Here is a 16,799-nt window from a genome sequence, read left to right as displayed (position 1 = left end):
CTGCATTGAGGGTTTGTCCGTGTTCTTCCGTGGCTAATTCACAAAGGTTACATCCGGAACACGCCAAAGCGCGTCTTGTCCACCGGCGCCGACAGGCTGGCTTCCAGCGCCAGGCTCAGCACGTCGCGGGTTTGTGCCGGGTCGATCACGCCGTCGTCCCATAGCCGTGCGCTGGCGTAGTAGGGGTGGCCCTGGTGTTCGTACTGTTCGCGCACCGGGGCTTTCAGCGCTTCTTCCTGCTCCGGGGTGAACGCGTCGCCCAGTTGTTCTTTCTTCACCTGGGCCAGCACGCCGGCAGCCTGTTCGCCACCCATTACCGAGATGCGGCTGTTCGGCCACATCCACAGGAAGCGCGGCGAGTAGGCGCGGCCGCACATGCCGTAGTTGCCGGCGCCGAAGCTGCCGCCGATCAGCACGGTGAACTTGGGCACGCTGGCGCAGGCGACCGCGGTGACCAGCTTGGCGCCGTCCTTGGCGATGCCGCCGTTTTCGTACTTCTTGCCCACCATGAAGCCGGTGATGTTCTGCAGGAAGATCAGCGGGATGCCGCGCTGGCAGCACAGCTCCACAAAGTGGGCGCCTTTGAGGGCCGACTCCGAAAACAGGATGCCGTTGTTGGCGATGATGCCGACGCGGTACCCGTTTAATCGGGCGAAGCCTGTTACTAAAGTAGTCCCGTAGTTCTGCTTGAATTCGTCGAAGTCGGAGTCGTCCACCAGGCGGGCGATGATCTCGCGCACGTCGAACGGTTTTTTCGGGTCGGCCGGAATCACGCCGTAGATTTCTTCGGCGGCGTAGCGCGGCGGCTTCGGCTCGGCACGGTCCAGTTCGCCCTGCTTGCGCCAGTTGAGGTCGGACACGATGCGGCGGGCGATGGCCAGTGCGTGCGCATCGTTCTGCGCCAGGTGGTCGGCCACGCCGGACACGCGGGTATGCACGTCGCCGCCGCCCAGTTCTTCCGCCGATACCACCTCGCCGGTGGCGGCCTTCACCAGCGGCGGTCCGCCGAGGAAGATGGTGCCTTGTTCCTTGACAATCACCGTCTCGTCGCTCATTGCCGGCACATAGGCACCGCCGGCGGTGCAGCTGCCCATCACCACCGCAATTTGCGGAATGCCGGCGGCGGACAGATTGGCCTGGTTGTAGAAGATGCGGCCGAAGTGGTCGCGGTCGGGGAACACCTCATCCTGCAGCGGCAGGAAGGCGCCGCCGGAGTCGACCAGATAGACGCAGGGCAGGCGGTTTTCGCGGGCGACTTCCTGCGCGCGCAGGTGTTTCTTGACCGTCATCGGGTAGTAGGTGCCGCCCTTGACGGTGGCGTCGTTGGCCACGATCAGGCATTCGATGCCGCCGATGCGGCCGATGCCGGTAATCACGCCGGCGCCCGGCGCGTCGTCGCCATACATGCCGTATGCGGCCAACTGCGACAGCTCCAGGAACGGCGAGCCGGCATCCAGCAGCAGGTCGATGCGCTCGCGCGGCAGCAGTTTGCCACGGGCCACGTGCTTGGCGCGCGCCTTGTCGCCGCCGCCGTTCGCGGCCTTGGCGACTTTTTCTTTCAGGTCGGCCACGATGCTGCGCATTTTCTCGGCGTTGGCCTGGAAATCGGCGGCGCGGGGGGAGAGCTTGGATTCGATGATGGGCATGGTTGCGCCTCTATCGGTACGGAACAAGGTGCGGCAAGGTTGGCCGCACCGCTTGGGCTTGGCGAGCCGCGCTTAGCGGGTCTCGGCCATCAGTTCGCGGCCGATCAGCCAGCGGCGGATTTCGCTGGTGCCGGCGCCGATCTCGTACAGCTTGGCGTCGCGCAGCAGGCGGCCGGTCGGGTATTCGTTGATATAGCCGTTGCCGCCCAGGCACTGGATGGCGTCCAGCGCCATCTGGGTTGCCGCTTCGGCGGCGTAGAGGATGGCGCCGGCGGCGTCCTTGCGCGTCTGGCGGCCGGATTCGCCGCGGTCCAGCGCCTGGCCGACGGCGTAGACGTAGGCGCGGCTGGCGGACAGTTTCACGTACATGTCGGCCAGCTTGCCCTGCATCAGCTGGAAGTCGCCGATGGCCTGGCCGAACTGCTTGCGGTCGTTGAGGTAGGGCACGGTCACGTCCATGCACGCCTGCATGATGCCCAGCGGGCCGGCGGACAGCACCGCGCGTTCGAAGTCCAGGCCGCTCATCAGCACCTTGACGCCGTTGCCTTCGCCGCCCAGCACGTTTTCTTCCGGCACGAAGCAGTCGTCAAAGAAGATCGGGTAGGTGTTGGAGCCGCGCATGCCCAGCTTGTCCAGCTTGCTGCCGTGGCTGAAGCCGGCAAAGCCCTTCTCGATGATGAAGGCGGTGATGCCTTTCGGGCCGGCGTTGACGTCGGTCTTGGCGTACACCACCAGGGTGTCGGCGTCGCCGCCGTTGGTGATCCACATCTTGCTGCCGTTAAGCTTGTAGCCGCCGTCGACCTTGTCGGCGCGCAGCTTCATGCTCACCACGTCGGAGCCGGCGTTCGGCTCGGACATTGCCAGTGCGCCGATATGTTCGCCGGAGATCAGCTTGGGCAGGTACTTGCGTTTCTGTTCTTCATTGCCATTCTTGTAGATCTGGTTCACGCACAGGTTGGAGTGCGCGCCGTAGGAGAGGGCGACCGAGGCGCTGGCGCGGCTGATTTCCTCCATCGCTATCATGTGCGCGAGATAGCCCATGTTGGCGCCGCCGTATTCCTCGCTGACGGTGATGCCCAAGAGGCCGAGATCGCCGAACTTCTGCCACAGGTCGGCCGGGAACAGGTTGTCGCGGTCGATGTCGGCGGCGCGCGGCGCGATCTCGCTCTGGGCGAAGTCGCGCACCGTTTCGCGCAGCATGTCGTAGGTGTCACCGTGGGCAAAGCGCAAGCTGCTGTACATGTCTCTCTCCTTTATGCGAACTGCCCGGTGCCCTTGGCATCTCGTGGCGGCTATCTCTGTGTTGTAGCGGATGGCGGCGATTGCGCCATCTGCGCTGATGCATGGCTTAATTTTGAATTACGCTTACGTTAACGTCAATACGAAATGACGAAACCATCCGTCGGGATGGCGTGAAAGCCTCAGTTTGTGGCGTCCTTGCCGGTCATGGTGTCGATTACCTGGCGGCAGTGGCCTTCCAGCACCACGATCTCGGACAGCACCGCGTCGATGTCGTTGCGTTGTTCTTCCAGCTGCTTCTTGCGCTCGGACAACAGCTGCAGCAGCTTCAGCGACTGGCTGGCCTCGTCGCGCGCCAGTTCGTACAGGTCCAGGATCTCTCGGATCTCCGACAGGGCGAGGCCAATGCGCTTGCCGCGCAGGATCAGCTTCAGCCGCGCGCGGTCGCGGTGGGTGAACAGGCGCTGGCGGCCTTCGCGCTGCGGCTCGATCAGGCCTTGTTCCTCGTAGAAGCGGATGGTGCGCAACGTGATGTCGAAATCGCGTGCCAGGTCGGAAATGGTGAAAAGGCGTTCTTCGCTCATGATGGTTCCTGTTGGTCTGGCGCGATTGTAGCGTTTTTTGCCGGCCTTGCCGCGACAAGGCTTGAGTTTACGTTAACGTAATAGTAAGTTTATGGCAAAGCGATAACAGCACAATGCAACGGAGAACACACCATGACGTCGATGTCCGCTCTACCCAGTTATGTGCACGGCACCGGTGACAAGCCGCTGATCGGCCAGACCATCGGCCGGTTTTTTGACGACGCCTGCCGCCGTTTTGCCGAACGTGACGCGCTGATCGTGCGTCATCAGGGCATACGCTGGACGTATGCCGAGCTACAGGAACAGGTGACGCGCCTCGCCTGCGGCCTGCGCCGGCTGGGGCTGCAGACGGGCGAGCGCATCGGCATCTGGTCACAGAACAACAGCGAGTGGCTGCTGATGCAGTTCGCCACCGCCAAGGCCGGGCTGGTGCTGGTCAACATCAATCCGGCCTACCGCCGCAGCGAGCTGGAGTACGCGCTGAACAAGGTCGATTGCCGCGCGCTGGTGCTGGCGCCCAGCTTCAAGAGCAGCGACTACCTGGCGATGGTGAACGACCTCGCGCCGGAGCTGGGCGCAAGCCAAGCTGGCGAATTGCAGGCGGCGAAGCTGCCGGCGCTGCGCTGGGTGATCCGCCTGGGCGAGGAGGCGACGGCGGGCATGCTCAACTTCCCGGCGCTGCTGGCCGAACCGACGGCGGAAGAGCGGCAAACGTTGGCCGCAATCGGCACCACGCTGCAGTTCGACGACGCCATCAATATCCAGTTCACCTCCGGCACCACCGGCAGCCCCAAGGGCGCCACGCTCACCCATCACAACATCCTCAACAACGGCTTTTTCGTCGGCGAGGCGATGCGGCTCACCGAGCACGACCGGCTGTGCATTCCGGTGCCGCTATACCACTGCTTCGGCATGGTGCTGGGCGTGCTGGCCTGCGTGACCCACGGCGCGGCGATGGTGTTTCCGTCCGAGGCCTTCGAGCCGCTGGCGGTGCTGCAAGCGGTGGCGGAAGAAAAATGCACCGCGCTGCACGGCGTGCCGACGATGTTCATCGCGGTGCTGGATCACCCGCGCTTCGCCGAGTTCGACCTGTCCACGCTGCGCACCGGCATCATGGCCGGCAGCCCGTGCCCGATCTCGGTGATGGAGCGGGTGGTGGCGCAGATGCACATGGCCGAGGTCACCATTGCCTACGGCATGACCGAGACCAGCCCGGTCAGCTTCCAGAGCCATACCGACACCCCGGTGGAAAAGAAGGTGTCCACCGTTGGCCGCATCCACCCGCATGTCGAGGTCAAGATTGTCGACGTCGAGGGCCGCATCGTGCCGCGCGGCGAAACCGGCGAGCTGCTCACCCGCGGCTACTCGGTGATGCTGGGTTACTGGGGCGACGAGGAGAAGACGCGCGAGGCGATCGACGCCGCCGGCTGGATGCACACCGGCGACTTGGCGGTGCTGGACGATGACGGCTACTGCAATATTGTCGGCCGCGTGAAGGACATGGTGATCCGCGGCGGCGAGAACATCTACCCGCGCGAGATCGAGGAATTCCTGTACCGCCATCCCAAGGTGCAGGACGTGCAGGTGGTCGGCGTGCCGGACGCCAAGTACGGAGAGGAGCTGTGCGCGTGGATACGGCTGCGCGACGGCGAAAGCTGCACCGCGGAGGAGATCCGCGCCTTCTGCGACGGCCAGATCGCGCACTACAAGATCCCGCGCTACATCGAGTTCGTCGACGCCTTCCCGATGACCATCACCGGCAAGATCCAGAAATTCATGATGCGCCAGCAGATGAAGGACAAACTGGGGCTGGACGAAGCCAGGACCGCCTGACGCGCCGGCGCCTTGCGGTTTACCCCGTCAACAGCAACCGTGCGCGGTGTCGCCACCGCCACGGTTGTTTTTTGGGGAGGTGGGCGGCCAACGTTGGCCGCAAGGGCTACCGGCCGGCCGCACTCAACCGCTGCCGGCCGGCGCGCAGCATGGCGGCGAATATTGGTCCGTGCCCGGTTTGCCTTGGGGCCGATGGCAAACGCTGCGGCCGGTGGCGAGTTGGCCTGCGGCCAGGCGCTCACCGGCGGGTTGCCGGCAACCGCCAGCGCCTAGGTCCCGCCCACGTGCCAGCTCAGCACCTCGCGCTTTTCCTCCGCCTCGGCGCGCTCGGTGGCGATGAGGTCTTCCTTCAGCTGGGCGCGTACATTGTCCGGCAGCGCAGCCAGCGCGTCGCTGATGGCGGCGGCGAGCAGGTCGCCGACCATGCACGCCGGATCGCGCTGCCGCAGGTGGGCCAGTGCTTCCAGCTCGCGCACCAGCGTCGCCGGCACCGGGCCGGACACATTGCGCACCGAAGAGCTGCGCAGGTCGCAGCTATAGGCACTGGCGGTCCCGCTGCACCAGCCGGCCACCAGCTCATTGATCTTGTCACCCATGGTCTCTGCCTCCGTATCGGTTACGGGTGCACCGCTGCCACACCCTGTAGTGCTTTATAGCCGCTGTATCGTGAAGCGGGGTGCCCGGTGGCGACTGGCCCTGTCTGCTGGCGGATGGCGCCCCGGGCTTGTTCGGTTTTCCTGAACGGGCCGTCGGTTTTTTCCGCTATGGTGCGCGCGGCGCGGGCGCTACAGTGCCGGCATCGGGATTGGCCTCCGCCAGTCAGCGCACATGCCAGTCAGCACACACTCAAGGAACCAGATCATGATTGCTATCCGTCCCGCCCACGCCCGTGGCAAGGCCGATTTCGGCTGGCTGCAGAGCCGTCACAGTTTTTCCTTCGGCCACTACTACGATCCGGCACACATGGGATTTTCCGACCTGCGCGTGATCAACGACGACCGTGTCGCGCCGCGCGCCGGCTTCGACACCCACGGCCACCGCGACATGGAAATCATCAGCTACGTGCTCGACGGCGCCATCCGCCACCGCGACTCCGCCGGCAACGAGGCGGTGCTGCGCGCCGGTGAATTCCAGGTGATGAGCGCCGGGCGCGGCATCCTGCACAGCGAGTTCAACGCCAGCAACGACGCGCCGCTGCACTTCCTGCAGATCTGGATTGAGCCGCGCGAGACCGGCGGCGAGCCGGCCTACCAGCAGAAGGACTTCGGCCTGCAGCCGGGGCTGACGCTGGTGGTCTCGCCGGACGGCGCCGACGGCAGCCTCGCCATCCGTCAGGACGCGCGGTTGTACCAGCTGCTGCTGGCGCCGGGCGCGGTGCTGGATTTCGCACAGGCCAGCGGCCGCCGCAGCTACGTGCACCTGATCCGCGGCAGTCTGCAGCTGGCGGATGTGCAACTGGCGCCGGGCGATGGCGCCAGGGTCAGCGAGTTGCCGGCCTATAGCCTGCGCAACACCGGCAGCGAGCCGCTGCAGGCGCTGCTGTTCGATCTGGCCTGAGCCGGCGCGCGCGCCACCTGTCGCTGTCTGTGTTGCCGGCCGGGCGGGGCGCAGGGGCTTGCCGGCTCGTGTGTCGGCCAAGGTTGGCCGCAAGATCTGCTGACGTACCGGCCGCGGCTGTCTGCACGGCATGGCGCGCCAGCCATGGCCGCCCGTCGGCCGTGCCACCGTGCCGGTGTTTACTGGCTACACTCAAAGTCGGGGAGCCGGGAGGACAAGCGATGAAGCTGGGGCTGGAGGAAATGCTGCAGCTGCTGCAGGAGGTGGAGCAGGGCGATCCGCTGGATTTTGCCGACCTGCCGATGGACGAGGAGCGGCTGCGGCGGCTGGTGCTGAGCGATCTGCTGCAGCGCGACGAGCAACTGCAGGCCAGCGCCTCGGCAGAGGAGTGCCAGCTGATCTACCTGCTGTCCACCGCGCATCTGGTGCTGGAAAACCTGCTGCTGCACCTGCAACTGCTGCGCCTGCAGCAGCCGGAAGGCAGTGCCGCCGCGCAATGGCAGGCGCTGCTGAGCCGCTTCCGGCGCGGTGACGACGGCGGGGCGTGAAGGTTGCCGGCAAAGCCGCCGCCATCGCTGCCATCCGCCGTCATGGTTACCATGCCGCGCGGCGCGCTGCCGGCGACGGGTGTGGGCTTTTCAGCGGTGGCCTTCTATAACGGTGAGATGACGTTGCCGGCGGTGCGATCGCCGGAGGCGCTGGGTTGGCGCGTGACAGCAAACCGCGCCGTTGCAAGAAAGCCGGTCGCTGCGTGTGCATGCCTCCGCCTCGGGTGTGGGCGGCCAGGCGCGAGGTGGCCGGAAGCAGGCGTGGGGTCGCCGTCGTGGTTCGGCCGTGCGCCGGCATGGGAGTACTGCCATGCGTCATTCCATTCTGCTTTGCTGTCTGGCCCTGCTATTGCCGTCCTTCTCCTCTGCCGTCAAGCTGGCCGCGCCGCCAGCCGATGCGCCAGTGCCAGCCCGCGTGGCGGTGCTGGCAGACCGCGACGGCGACGGCCTCGGTGACAGCCTGCAACAGCAGCTCGCCACGGCGGCGCCGGACGCGCGCTTCGACGTGGTGCTCACCTTCTTGCAGCCGGCGCAGGCGGCGGCTGCACGCCAGACGCTGGGCAATTTCGTGCCGCGTCATGAATTCAGGCTCATCCCCGGTTTTGCCGGCCGCCTCAGCGCGGCGCAGATCCGCGGGCTGTTACACGCGCCGGGTCTGCTGCGCATCGAGGAAGATGCCACGGTGCGCACCCAGCTCAATGCCGCGCGCGCCGACTTCGGCATCGAGGCGGCGCGTGGTCTGGCAGAGGGTGGCCTGATCGGGCGCAATGTTGGTATCTGTACCGTCGACACCGGTGTCGATCCGCAGCATGAGCAGCTGGACAACGGCAAGGTGGCGGCCTTTATCGACTATATCGCCGGTCGCAGCGTGGCCTACGACGATAACGGCCACGGCACCCATGTTGCCGCCATCGCCGCCGGAGACGGCAGCGGTGGGTCGGCCGCCGCGGCGTTCCGGGGTGTCGCCAGCGGCGCCGCGCTGTACGCCGCCAAGGTGCTCGACGCGCAGGGCAGCGGGGCGGAAAGCGACGTGGTCGCCGGCATCCAGTGGTGCGCCGCGCAGGCCGGGGTGCACGTCATTTCCATGAGCCTGGCAGCGTTGCCGCCGGCTGACGGCAAGGACGCGATGAGCCAGGCGGTGGATGCCGCGGTGGCGGCAGGCAAGGTACTGGTGGTGGCCGCCGGCAATGATGGCGACGAGCCCGGCACCGTCGGCTCGCCCGGCGCGGCGGTAGGGGCGATCACCGTCGGCGCCTGTGCCGAGTGGTCTGCATCGCCGGCTGCGGTCAACCATTCGGATGGCGTGTATCTGACGGCGTTCTCCAGCCGCGGCCCGATCACGGTAAATGCCAGCACCAGCTACATCAAGCCCGATATCTGCGGCCCGGGGCACAGTATTGCCGCGGCGGCGGCCGGTAGTGTTGCGGACTACGTCGCCTACAGCGGCACCTCGATGGCGACGCCGTTTGTCGCCGGTGCCGTGGCGCTGGCGCTGGAGGCCAATCCGGCGCTGAAGGGCAATCCGGCGCAGGTGCGCAGCCTGCTGGAGGGCAGCGCGCAGGATCGCGGCGCCAGCGGCAAGGACAACGAGTGGGGCGCCGGCCTGCTCGACGGCTACGCCTTTGTCGCCCGCGCGCAGAATGCCGCCGCCAGCGTCCGCACCGCGATGCCCACCGCCGTGCATCTGGACGCCAGTGTCGGCAACAACCAGGTGTGGAGCCACAGCTTCAGCCTTGCCGAGAGCGATCTGGGCCAGCCGCTGGCGGCCACGGTGACCATCGTCGGCCAGCCGTTGTGTACCCAGTACCTGTTCGGTTTCTGTTTTGCCTACCAGTGGGACCCGGATCTCGATGCCCGGCTGCTGGCGCCGGACGGCACGCAGCTGTCGTTCAGCGGTTGCATGGGCGCAGGCACGGACTGCGCTGCACCGCGCGCACCGCTGGTGGCACTCGGCCGCCAGGAAACGCTGCACGCGATGCCGACCGTCGCCGGCACCTACCGTATCGAGGTGTGGGGCGACCAGGATCCGAACGGCGTCAACAAGGGCAAGGGTGGCAGCTTCGCACTCGACCTGTCGCGCGGCCCGCTGGCCGCCACGGTGGCGAGCCCGGACTTCTCGCTGAGCACCACCCCGGCCAGCCGCAGCGTGGTCAGCGGTGGCAGCACCAGCTACACCACCACCGTCACCGCCACGGGCGGCTTCGGCAGCAGTGTCGATCTCGGCGTCAGCGGCCTGCCGGCCGGTGCCAGCGGCAGCTTCAGTCCCGATCCGCTCAGTGGCGGGAGCGGCTCTTCCACCCTCAGCGTGAGCACCAGCAGCGCCACCTCGGCCGGCAGCTACCCGCTGCTGATCAGCGGCGTCGGCGGCGGGCTGAGCCGCAGCAGCGCGGCCACACTGCTGGTGACGGCGCCGAGCGCGGACTTCGCGCTGGCGGTGTCGCCCTCCAGCCGCACGGTGAAGCGCGGCAGCCGCACCAGCTATACCGTCACCGTCAGCGCGCTGAACGGCTTTAACGGCGCCGTCACGCTCGGCGTCTCCAACCTGCCGTCCGGCGTCACCTTCGGCTTCAGCCCCAATCCGGTGGCCGGCGCCGGTTCGTCCACGCTGACCGTCAAGACCGCCAAGACGACCTCGGCCGGCAGCTATCAGCTGCAGGTGACAGGCAGCAGCGGCAGCCTGAGCCACAGCCAGAGCGTGGGGCTGGTCGTGCGCTAGCGGCGGGGGCAAGGTTGGCCGCAAGGCTGCCCACGCCCGCCGTTTCATGAGAAAATCCCCGGCGTCACGGGCAGCCTATGCTGCCCGCCTTGTTTTGCCGCCGGAACCTTGCCATGTCCCACCACGCTACCCCCCGCGTGCTGTCCGTCATCCCGCCGATGACGCAGCTGAACACGCCTTACCCGTCCACCGCCTACATCACCGGCTTTCTGCGCTCGCGCGGGATCGACGCGGTGCAGGAGGATCTGGCGCTGGCGCTGGTGTTGCAGCTGTTCTCGGTGGCCGGTCTGAAGGCTGTGCGCGAGCGCATCGACGCCATCGCGCCGAAAAAGCGCAGCCATCAGGTGCGCCACTTCGTCGAATTCTTCGAGCGTTACCTCGCCACCATCGGCCCGGTGATCCGCTTCCTGCAGGGCGGCGATTCCACCGTCAGCCACCGCATCTGCAGTCGCGGCTTTTTGCCGGAGGGCGCGCGCTTTGCCGCGCTGGACAACTATGTTGACCCGGATGATCCGGACGGCGGCGACCCGCTGGCGTGGGCGTTCGGCGCGCTGGGGGCGCAGGACAGGGCGCGGCATCTGGCCACGCTGTACCTGAACGACCTGTCCGACGTGCTGCGCGACGCGGTGGACGAGCGTTTTGAATTTGTGCGTTACGCCGAATCGCTGGCGATGAGCCAGCCGACCTTCGAGCCGCTGGCTGCTGCGCTGGCGGCACCGCCGACGCTGGTGGACGACACGCTGCAGGCGCTGACTATTGCCGCCATCGAAAAGCACCAGCCTGACCTCGTGCTGCTGTCGGTGCCCTTCCCCGGTTCTGTGTATGCGGCGTTCCGCATCGCGCAGACCATCAAGCAACGTTGGCCGCATATCAAGACCGCGCTCGGCGGTGGCTTCGTCAACACCGAGCTGCGCGAACTGCGCGAGTCGCGTGTGTTCGACTACTTCGATTTCGTGACGCTGGACGATGGCGAGAAGCCGATCCTGGCGCTGCTGGAGCACCTGCAGGGGCAGCGTGGCGTCAGCCGGCTGGTGCGCACCTATGTGCGAGACGGCGATGCCGTGCGCTACGTGAACATGATGGAAGGCGACATCGCCTTCGAGGACGTTGGCGCGCCGACCTGGGACGGGCTGCCGATCGATCGTTATCTGTCGCTCCTGGACATGCTCAACCCGATGCACCGGCTGTGGAGCGACGGGCGCTGGAACAAGCTGACCGTCGCGCACGGCTGCTACTGGAAGAAGTGCAGCTTCTGCGACGTGACGCTGGATTACATCTCGCGCTACGAGACGGCGTCCGCCGCCACGCTGGTCGACCGCATCGAGGCCATCATCGCCGAGACCGGCCAGACCGGCTTCCACTTCGTGGACGAGGCGGCGCCGCCGAAGATGCTGCGCGCGCTGGCGGAGGAGCTGCTGCGGCGCAATGTCAGCATCTCGTGGTGGGGCAATATCCGCTTCGAAAAGTCGTTCACCCCCGAGCTGTGCCAGCTGCTGGCCGAATCCGGCTGTATCGCCATCTCCGGCGGGCTGGAGGTGGCCTCCGACCGCCTGCTGAAGCTGATGAAGAAGGGCGTGTCGGTCGACCAGGTGGCGCGGGTGACGCAGGGCTTTACCGAGGCCGGGGTGCTGGTGCATGCCTACCTGATGTACGGCTTCCCGACGCAGACGGTGCAGGACACGGTGGACGCGCTGGAGTACGTGCGCCAGCTGTTCGAGAACGGCTGCATCCAGAGCGGCTTCTTCCACCGCTTCGCCTGCACCGTGCATTCGCCGGTGGGGCAGAACCCGGAGGAGTACGGCGTCAAGCTGATCCCGCTGCCGGAGGTGACCTTCGCCAAGAACGACATCGGCTTCATCGACCCGACCGGCACCGACCACGACGCGATGGGCCGCGCGCTGAACAAGGCGCTGTACAACTACATGCACGGCATCGGGCTGGAGGCGGACGTGCGCGAGTGGTTCGACAGCAAGGTGCCGCGCACGCGAGTATCGCGCCACTTCATCAGCAAGGCGCTGTTCAGCCAGCGCTGAGACGGCGGGCACAAAACATTGCGGCCAACCTTGGTGACAAGGTTGGCCGCAATATTTTTTTGGGGCACGCGTTCAGTGCGGACTGCTGGCGAGGCGGTGTTGCTGGTGCAGCACCACGCCGTCACGGCCATTGTGCTTGGCACGATACATCGCCTCGTCGGCGCGGCGCAGCAGGCTGTCGGCATCGTCGCCGGGCAGATGGCTGGCGATGCCGATGCTGACCGTCTGCTGCTGGCCGGTGGGGGCGGGCTGTTGCTGCAGGGTGTGGCGGATGCGCTCGGCCAGCAACAGGGCCTGCTGGCTGTCGCTGCCGGGGCACAGGATCAGGAATTCCTCGCCGCCCCAGCGTGCCAGGTAGTCGCTGCTGCGTATGCTGTCGCGCAGGCAGGCGGCGACGTGTTGCAGGCAGCGGTCGCCAAGCTGGTGGCCGAATTGGTCGTTGACGCGCTTGAAGTGGTCGATGTCGAGCAGCAGCAGCGACAGCGGCTGGCCGCTGCGTGCGACGCGGGCCAGCTCGCGCGGCAGCTGCAGGTTGATCAGGCTGCGGTTGGCCAGCCCGGTCAGCGGGTCGGTCAGCGAGCGACGCTCCAGCTCGCGGTTGAGCTTGTTCAGCTTCAGGTTCCACGCGGCGGCGAGCAGCAGCAGCGCGGCGCAGGCGGCCACGATCTTGCCGATCAGCCAGTAGTCGATACCGCGCTCCATCTTCACCGCCACATGGCGGTTGACGATCTCGCTGCGTTCCTGCGCGCTGATCGACTGCACGCCCTTGTCCAGGATGTCGCGCAGTAGCGCGTCCTGCCTGCGCACGCCGATGCGCAAGTGGTTGGCGTAGGCGGGCAGCTCGCCAGATATTTTCAGGTTGAACCAGCCCTGGTTGCGGATGGTGTCGGCCGCCATGACCAGCGAACGCAGGGTCATGTCGGCCTTGCGCTGGCTGACCAGCGCCAGCGCTTCCGCCTCGCTGCCGGTGTTCAGGACGCGCACATTGGGGTAGTCGTGGCGGAAGTGTTCTTCCATCGCCGTGCCGCGCGGGAAGACGATGCTGGCATCGACCAGCGATGCCGGATCGACGATGAACGGGTGTTCTTCGCGGGTGATGAACACATTGGCGTCGGTAAACAGCGGGGTGGTGAACAGCAGCCAGGCATCGCGCTTGGGCGACTGGTTGAGGAAGCTCAAGAGCTGGCAGCGGCCCTGCTGCGATGCCGCCAGGCTTTCGTCCCAGCTGCGGGTGGGCACCAGTTGCAGGCGCAGGCCGACGCGGCGGGCGGCCAGTTGCAGCAGGTCGGCGCCGATACCCTCGTGGCGGCCCTGTTCGTTGATGCGCTCGAATGGCGCCCAGTCCGGATCGACACAGAACGTGGCCACCGGATGCGCTTGCAGGTAGCGGGCTTCGGCTGCACTGAGGGTGGCGGCCTGTAGCGGCAGGCTGCCGGCGAGCAGGAACGCCAACGCCGGCAGGCGGGCAGTGAAAAGACGCATCTCGGACATGACCGCGGGTTTCGATAACTGGCAATGATAGTAGGGGCTGCTTCGCGCCGGCGGCAAGCCGTTTTGCGCCGGTGGCCTGACCGGCGTCGCAAAGCAGCGCCGGCGGTTCAGCCCTCCAGTGCCTCCATCGCCTCCTGCAGTTCCAGCCACGCCATTTCCATCTCGTCCAGCTGGGCGGTGAGTTCGCCCTGGCGTTTCAGCGAAGCGGCCAGCCGTGCCTTGTTGTGCTCCTGGTAGGCATCTTCCAGCAGCAGGAAGGCGTCCAGCTCGGCCTTTTCGGCGTTAAGCGTGGCCATGTCCTTGTCCAGCTTGTTCTGCTTGTTCTGCAGTGGCTTGCGCTGCGCGGCCAGCTTGTTGCGGGCGTCGGCCTCCAGCCGCTTCTGTTCCTTACGGTTGACGCCGTCGCTGGCGGCGCTGCCCGGCGCCTTTCCGTTGTCGGCCTGCTGTTGCAGCCGCCACTGGCGGTAGTCCTCCAGGTCGCCGTCAAAGGGCTGCACCTTGCCGCCGGCCACCAGCCAGAACGCGTCGGTGGTCGATTCCAGCAGCGAGCGGTCGTGCGACACCACGATCAGCGCGCCACCGAAGTCCTGCAGCGCCAGCATCAGCGCGTGGCGCATGTCGAGGTCGAGGTGGTTGGTCGGTTCGTCCAGCAGCAGCAGGTTCGGTTTTTGCCACACCAGCAGCGCCAGCGCCAGACGCGCCTTTTCGCCACCGGACATCGGCCCGACCAGGTTGTTGACGGTGTCGCCGCGGAAGTTGAAGCCGCCGAGGAAGCTGCGCAGCTCCAGCTCGCGCGCCTGCGGCGCCAGCTTCTGCATGTGCCACAGCGGTGTTTCGTCGGAGCGCAGGGTGTCGAGCTGGTGCTGGGTGAAGTAGCCGATGCGCAGCATCTTGGCGCCGATCACCTCGCCGGCCAGCGGCTTGAGCTCGCCTGCCAGCAGCTTCACCAGCGTCGACTTGCCGGCGCCGTTGACGCCGAGCAGGCCGATGCGGCTGCCGGACTCTACCGACAGCGACAGCTGGCGCAGGATGGGGGTGTCGCCGTAGCCGACATCGGCGCGCTCCAGCTTCAGTAGCGGGTTGGGCAGGTTGTCCGGGGTGTCGAAGTGGAAATCGAACGGCGAATCGACGTGTGCCGGCGCGATGCGCTCCAGCTTTTCCAGCGCCTTGATACGGCTTTGCGCCTGGCGTGCCTTGCTGGCCTTGGCCTTGAAACGGGTGATGAACGATTCCAGGTGGGCGACCTGGCGCTGCTGCTTCTCGTAGTTGCCCTGCTGTAGCGCGAGCTTCTCGGCGCGCATCACCTCGAACTGGCTGTAGTTGCCGGTGTAGAGGGTGAGCTTCTGCTGCGACACGTCGACGATGTGCGTCACCACACTGTCGAGGAAGTCGCGGTCGTGCGAGATCACGATCAGCGTGCCCTCGTAGGCCTTCAGCCAGTCTTCCAGCCACAGCACCGTTTCCAGGTCCAGGTGGTTGGTCGGTTCGTCCAAGAGTAGCAGGTCGGAGCGGCACATCAGCGCCTGCGCGAGGTTCAGACGCATGCGCCAGCCGCCGGAGAAGGTGGACACCGCACGGCCCTGGTGTTCGACGGGGAAGCCGAGGCCGGCCAGCAGCTTGCCGGCGCGGGCGGCGGCGGAGTAGCCATCGATGCGGTCCAGCTCGGCGTGCAGGCTGCCGATGGCGTTGCCGTCGCCGCTGGCTTCGGCTGCGGCCAAGTCTTGCTGCAGGCGGCGCAGCTCGGCGTCGCCGTCGAGCACGAAATCGAGTGCCGATTGCGCCAGCGCCGGGGTTTCCTGCGCCACGTGCGCCATGGTCCAGTGCGGCGGCAGCAGCACTTCGCCGCTTTCGGCGTGCAGTTCGCCCTTCAGCAGCGCGAACACGCTGGATTTGCCGGCGCCGTTGGCGCCGGTCATGCCGACCTTGTTTCCGGGGTTGATGGTGAGGTTGGCCGCAACGAGCAGTTCTTTCAGGCCGCGGCGCAGGGTGAGGTTTTTTAGCTGGATCATGGCGATTCGGTTTGGCCGGCCGCCGCATGGCGGCCGGCGGATGAGGGTCAGGCCTTGGGCAGGGTGGACAGGTCCCAGCGCGGCTTCACGGTAAAACTGCCGGCGCTGCGCGCGTACTGCAGGCGCATGGCACCGGCGAAGGCGATCATCGCACCGTTGTCGGTGCACAGCTTCAGCGGCGGGTAGAACACGCCGAAGCGGCGTTTGGCCGCGGCGGCATCCAGCGCCGCGCGCAGCTGCTTGTTGGCGCCGACGCCGCCGGCGACCACGATGCGCTGCAGGCCGTACTGTTTCAGCGCCTTCACGCACTTGCTGACTAGTACGTCGACGATGGCCTCCTGGAAGGCGCGGCAGATGTCCTTGCGGGTTTGTTCGTCGATGCTGCCGTATTCGGCTTCGACCTGTTTCTTCAGCATCAGCACGGCGGTTTTCAGGCCGGAGAAGCTCATGTCGAGGTTGTCGCTGTGCAGCATCGGTCGCGGCAGGGTGAAGCGTTCCGGGTCGCCTTCTCCCGCCAGTTTCGACAGCAGCGGGCCGCCGGGATAGGGCAGGCCGAGCAGCTTGGCGGTCTTGTCGAAGGCTTCGCCAGCGGCATCGTCCACAGTTTCGCCGAGGATCTCGTAATCGCCGACGCCACGCACCGCCATGATCTGCGTGTGGCCGCCGGAGACCAGCAGCGCCAGGAACGGGAATGCCGGGCGCGGCTCGGCCAGTAGCGGCGACAGCAGGTGGCCTTCGAGATGGTGCACGCCGATCACCGGGATGTTCAGCCCCACCGCCAGCGCGTTGGCAAAGCTCGCGCCGACCAGCAGCGCGCCGCCGAGACCCGGGCCTTCGGTGTAGGCGATGGCGTCGATGTCCTGCAGCGTCTTGCCGGCTTCGGCAAGGCAGGCGCGGGTCAGCGGCGTGACGCGGCGGATGTGGTCGCGGCTGGCCAGCTCCGGCACCACGCCGCCGTATTCGGCGTGCATCGCCATCTGCGAGTGCAGCTGGTCGGCAATCAGGCCGCGTTCGGTGTCGTACAGCGCGACGCCGGTTTCGTCGCAAGACGATTCAATTCCCAATACGAGCATGTGAGTGGCTTCAAAACTAAACAATCTTTCCATTTTACCGGTGATTCTTTGTTCGCCCAAATCGGCAGTG

The 16,799-nt window shown here is 66.5% G+C and carries 12 protein-coding genes; 5 read left to right on the top strand and 7 right to left on the bottom strand.

Annotated elements, in window-relative coordinates; genetic code table 11:
- Nucleotides 1-47: 47 nt before the first annotated feature.
- The 3 genes from PQU96_RS06525 to PQU96_RS06515 all read right to left on the bottom strand — a co-directional run bounded on the left by PQU96_RS06525 (nt 48) and on the right by PQU96_RS06515 (nt 3,469).
- Nucleotides 48-1,646: a carboxyl transferase domain-containing protein gene (locus tag PQU96_RS06525; RefSeq protein WP_272771464.1), complete on the bottom strand. Its 1,599-nt coding sequence runs from the start codon at nt 1,644-1,646 to the stop codon at nt 48-50.
- A gap of 72 nt (nt 1,647-1,718) precedes the next feature.
- Entirely contained in the window at nt 1,719-2,888 is a 1,170-nt protein-coding gene (locus PQU96_RS06520; RefSeq protein WP_272771463.1) for an isovaleryl-CoA dehydrogenase, read from the bottom strand.
- 179 nt (nt 2,889-3,067) lie between these two features.
- Nucleotides 3,068-3,469, bottom strand: coding sequence for a MerR family transcriptional regulator (locus PQU96_RS06515; protein ID WP_189353048.1), 402 nt, complete (start codon nt 3,467-3,469; stop codon nt 3,068-3,070).
- A gap of 132 nt (nt 3,470-3,601) precedes the next feature.
- Here PQU96_RS06515 and PQU96_RS06510 point away from each other — a divergent pair, with 132 nt between their 5' ends.
- Nucleotides 3,602-5,302 (top strand): AMP-binding protein, encoded by a 1,701-nt coding sequence (locus PQU96_RS06510; RefSeq protein ID WP_272771462.1) that lies wholly within the window; start codon nt 3,602-3,604, stop codon nt 5,300-5,302.
- Between the two features lie 269 nt (nt 5,303-5,571).
- Here the strand turns inward: PQU96_RS06510 and PQU96_RS06505 are convergent, their stop codons facing one another.
- Complete coding sequence (locus tag PQU96_RS06505; protein ID WP_272771461.1) at nt 5,572-5,898, bottom strand: hypothetical protein; 327 nt, start codon at nt 5,896-5,898, stop codon at nt 5,572-5,574.
- 265 nt (nt 5,899-6,163) lie between these two features.
- Here PQU96_RS06505 and PQU96_RS06500 point away from each other — a divergent pair, with 265 nt between their 5' ends.
- The 4 genes from PQU96_RS06500 (at nt 6,164) to PQU96_RS06485 (ending at nt 12,156) form a co-directional block, all read left to right on the top strand.
- Nucleotides 6,164-6,859, top strand: a complete 696-nt coding sequence (locus PQU96_RS06500; RefSeq protein WP_272771460.1) for a pirin family protein — start codon at nt 6,164-6,166, stop codon at nt 6,857-6,859.
- Between the two features lie 221 nt (nt 6,860-7,080).
- A complete protein-coding gene (locus PQU96_RS06495; protein WP_272771459.1) occupies nt 7,081-7,407 on the top strand; it encodes a hypothetical protein in 327 nt (108 codons plus the stop codon).
- Nucleotides 7,408-7,717: 310 nt separating this feature from the next.
- Complete coding sequence (locus PQU96_RS06490; protein ID WP_272771458.1) at nt 7,718-10,123, top strand: S8 family serine peptidase; 2,406 nt, start codon at nt 7,718-7,720, stop codon at nt 10,121-10,123.
- Nucleotides 10,124-10,236: 113 nt separating this feature from the next.
- Nucleotides 10,237-12,156 (top strand): B12-binding domain-containing radical SAM protein, encoded by a 1,920-nt coding sequence (locus PQU96_RS06485; protein ID WP_272771457.1) that lies wholly within the window; start codon nt 10,237-10,239, stop codon nt 12,154-12,156.
- Nucleotides 12,157-12,228: 72 nt separating this feature from the next.
- Here PQU96_RS06485 and PQU96_RS06480 read toward each other — a convergent pair whose 3' ends face one another.
- The 3 genes from PQU96_RS06480 to tsaD all read right to left on the bottom strand — a co-directional run bounded on the left by PQU96_RS06480 (nt 12,229) and on the right by tsaD (nt 16,729).
- Complete coding sequence (locus tag PQU96_RS06480) at nt 12,229-13,638, bottom strand: diguanylate cyclase (protein ID WP_272771455.1); 1,410 nt, start codon at nt 13,636-13,638, stop codon at nt 12,229-12,231.
- Between the two features lie 116 nt (nt 13,639-13,754).
- Entirely contained in the window at nt 13,755-15,656 is a 1,902-nt protein-coding gene (locus PQU96_RS06475) for an ATP-binding cassette domain-containing protein (protein ID WP_272771454.1), read from the bottom strand.
- Nucleotides 15,657-15,703: 47 nt separating this feature from the next.
- Nucleotides 15,704-16,729: a tRNA (adenosine(37)-N6)-threonylcarbamoyltransferase complex transferase subunit TsaD gene (tsaD, locus tag PQU96_RS06470; protein WP_272771453.1), complete on the bottom strand. Its 1,026-nt coding sequence runs from the start codon at nt 16,727-16,729 to the stop codon at nt 15,704-15,706.
- Between the last annotated feature and the right edge of the window lie 70 nt (nt 16,730-16,799).

The sequence above is a fragment of the Vogesella margarita genome, assembly GCF_028548475.1.
GTDB lineage: Bacteria > Pseudomonadota > Gammaproteobacteria > Burkholderiales > Chromobacteriaceae > Vogesella > Vogesella margarita.
The sequence above is the reverse complement of the archived record's forward strand: the minus strand, read 5'-3'. Positions and strand labels throughout refer to the sequence as shown.

Coding starts and splice junctions, on each gene's coding strand:
- PQU96_RS06510 (WP_272771462.1), top strand. CDS start 3,602: ATGACGTCGATGTCCGCTCTACCCAGTTATGTGCACGGCACCGGTGAC.
- PQU96_RS06495 (WP_272771459.1), top strand. CDS start 7,081: ATGAAGCTGGGGCTGGAGGAAATGCTGCAGCTGCTGCAGGAGGTGGAG.
- PQU96_RS06500 (WP_272771460.1), top strand. CDS start 6,164: ATGATTGCTATCCGTCCCGCCCACGCCCGTGGCAAGGCCGATTTCGGC.
- PQU96_RS06490 (WP_272771458.1), top strand. CDS start 7,718: ATGCGTCATTCCATTCTGCTTTGCTGTCTGGCCCTGCTATTGCCGTCC.
- PQU96_RS06525 (WP_272771464.1), bottom strand. CDS start 1,646: ATGCCCATCATCGAATCCAAGCTCTCCCCCCGCGCCGCCGATTTCCAG.
- PQU96_RS06475 (WP_272771454.1), bottom strand. CDS start 15,656: ATGATCCAGCTAAAAAACCTCACCCTGCGCCGCGGCCTGAAAGAACTG.
- PQU96_RS06505 (WP_272771461.1), bottom strand. CDS start 5,898: ATGGGTGACAAGATCAATGAGCTGGTGGCCGGCTGGTGCAGCGGGACC.
- tsaD (WP_272771453.1), bottom strand. CDS start 16,729: ATGCTCGTATTGGGAATTGAATCGTCTTGCGACGAAACCGGCGTCGCG.
- PQU96_RS06520 (WP_272771463.1), bottom strand. CDS start 2,888: ATGTACAGCAGCTTGCGCTTTGCCCACGGTGACACCTACGACATGCTG.
- PQU96_RS06480 (WP_272771455.1), bottom strand. CDS start 13,638: ATGCGTCTTTTCACTGCCCGCCTGCCGGCGTTGGCGTTCCTGCTCGCC.
- PQU96_RS06515 (WP_189353048.1), bottom strand. CDS start 3,469: ATGAGCGAAGAACGCCTTTTCACCATTTCCGACCTGGCACGCGATTTC.
- PQU96_RS06485 (WP_272771457.1), top strand. CDS start 10,237: ATGTCCCACCACGCTACCCCCCGCGTGCTGTCCGTCATCCCGCCGATG.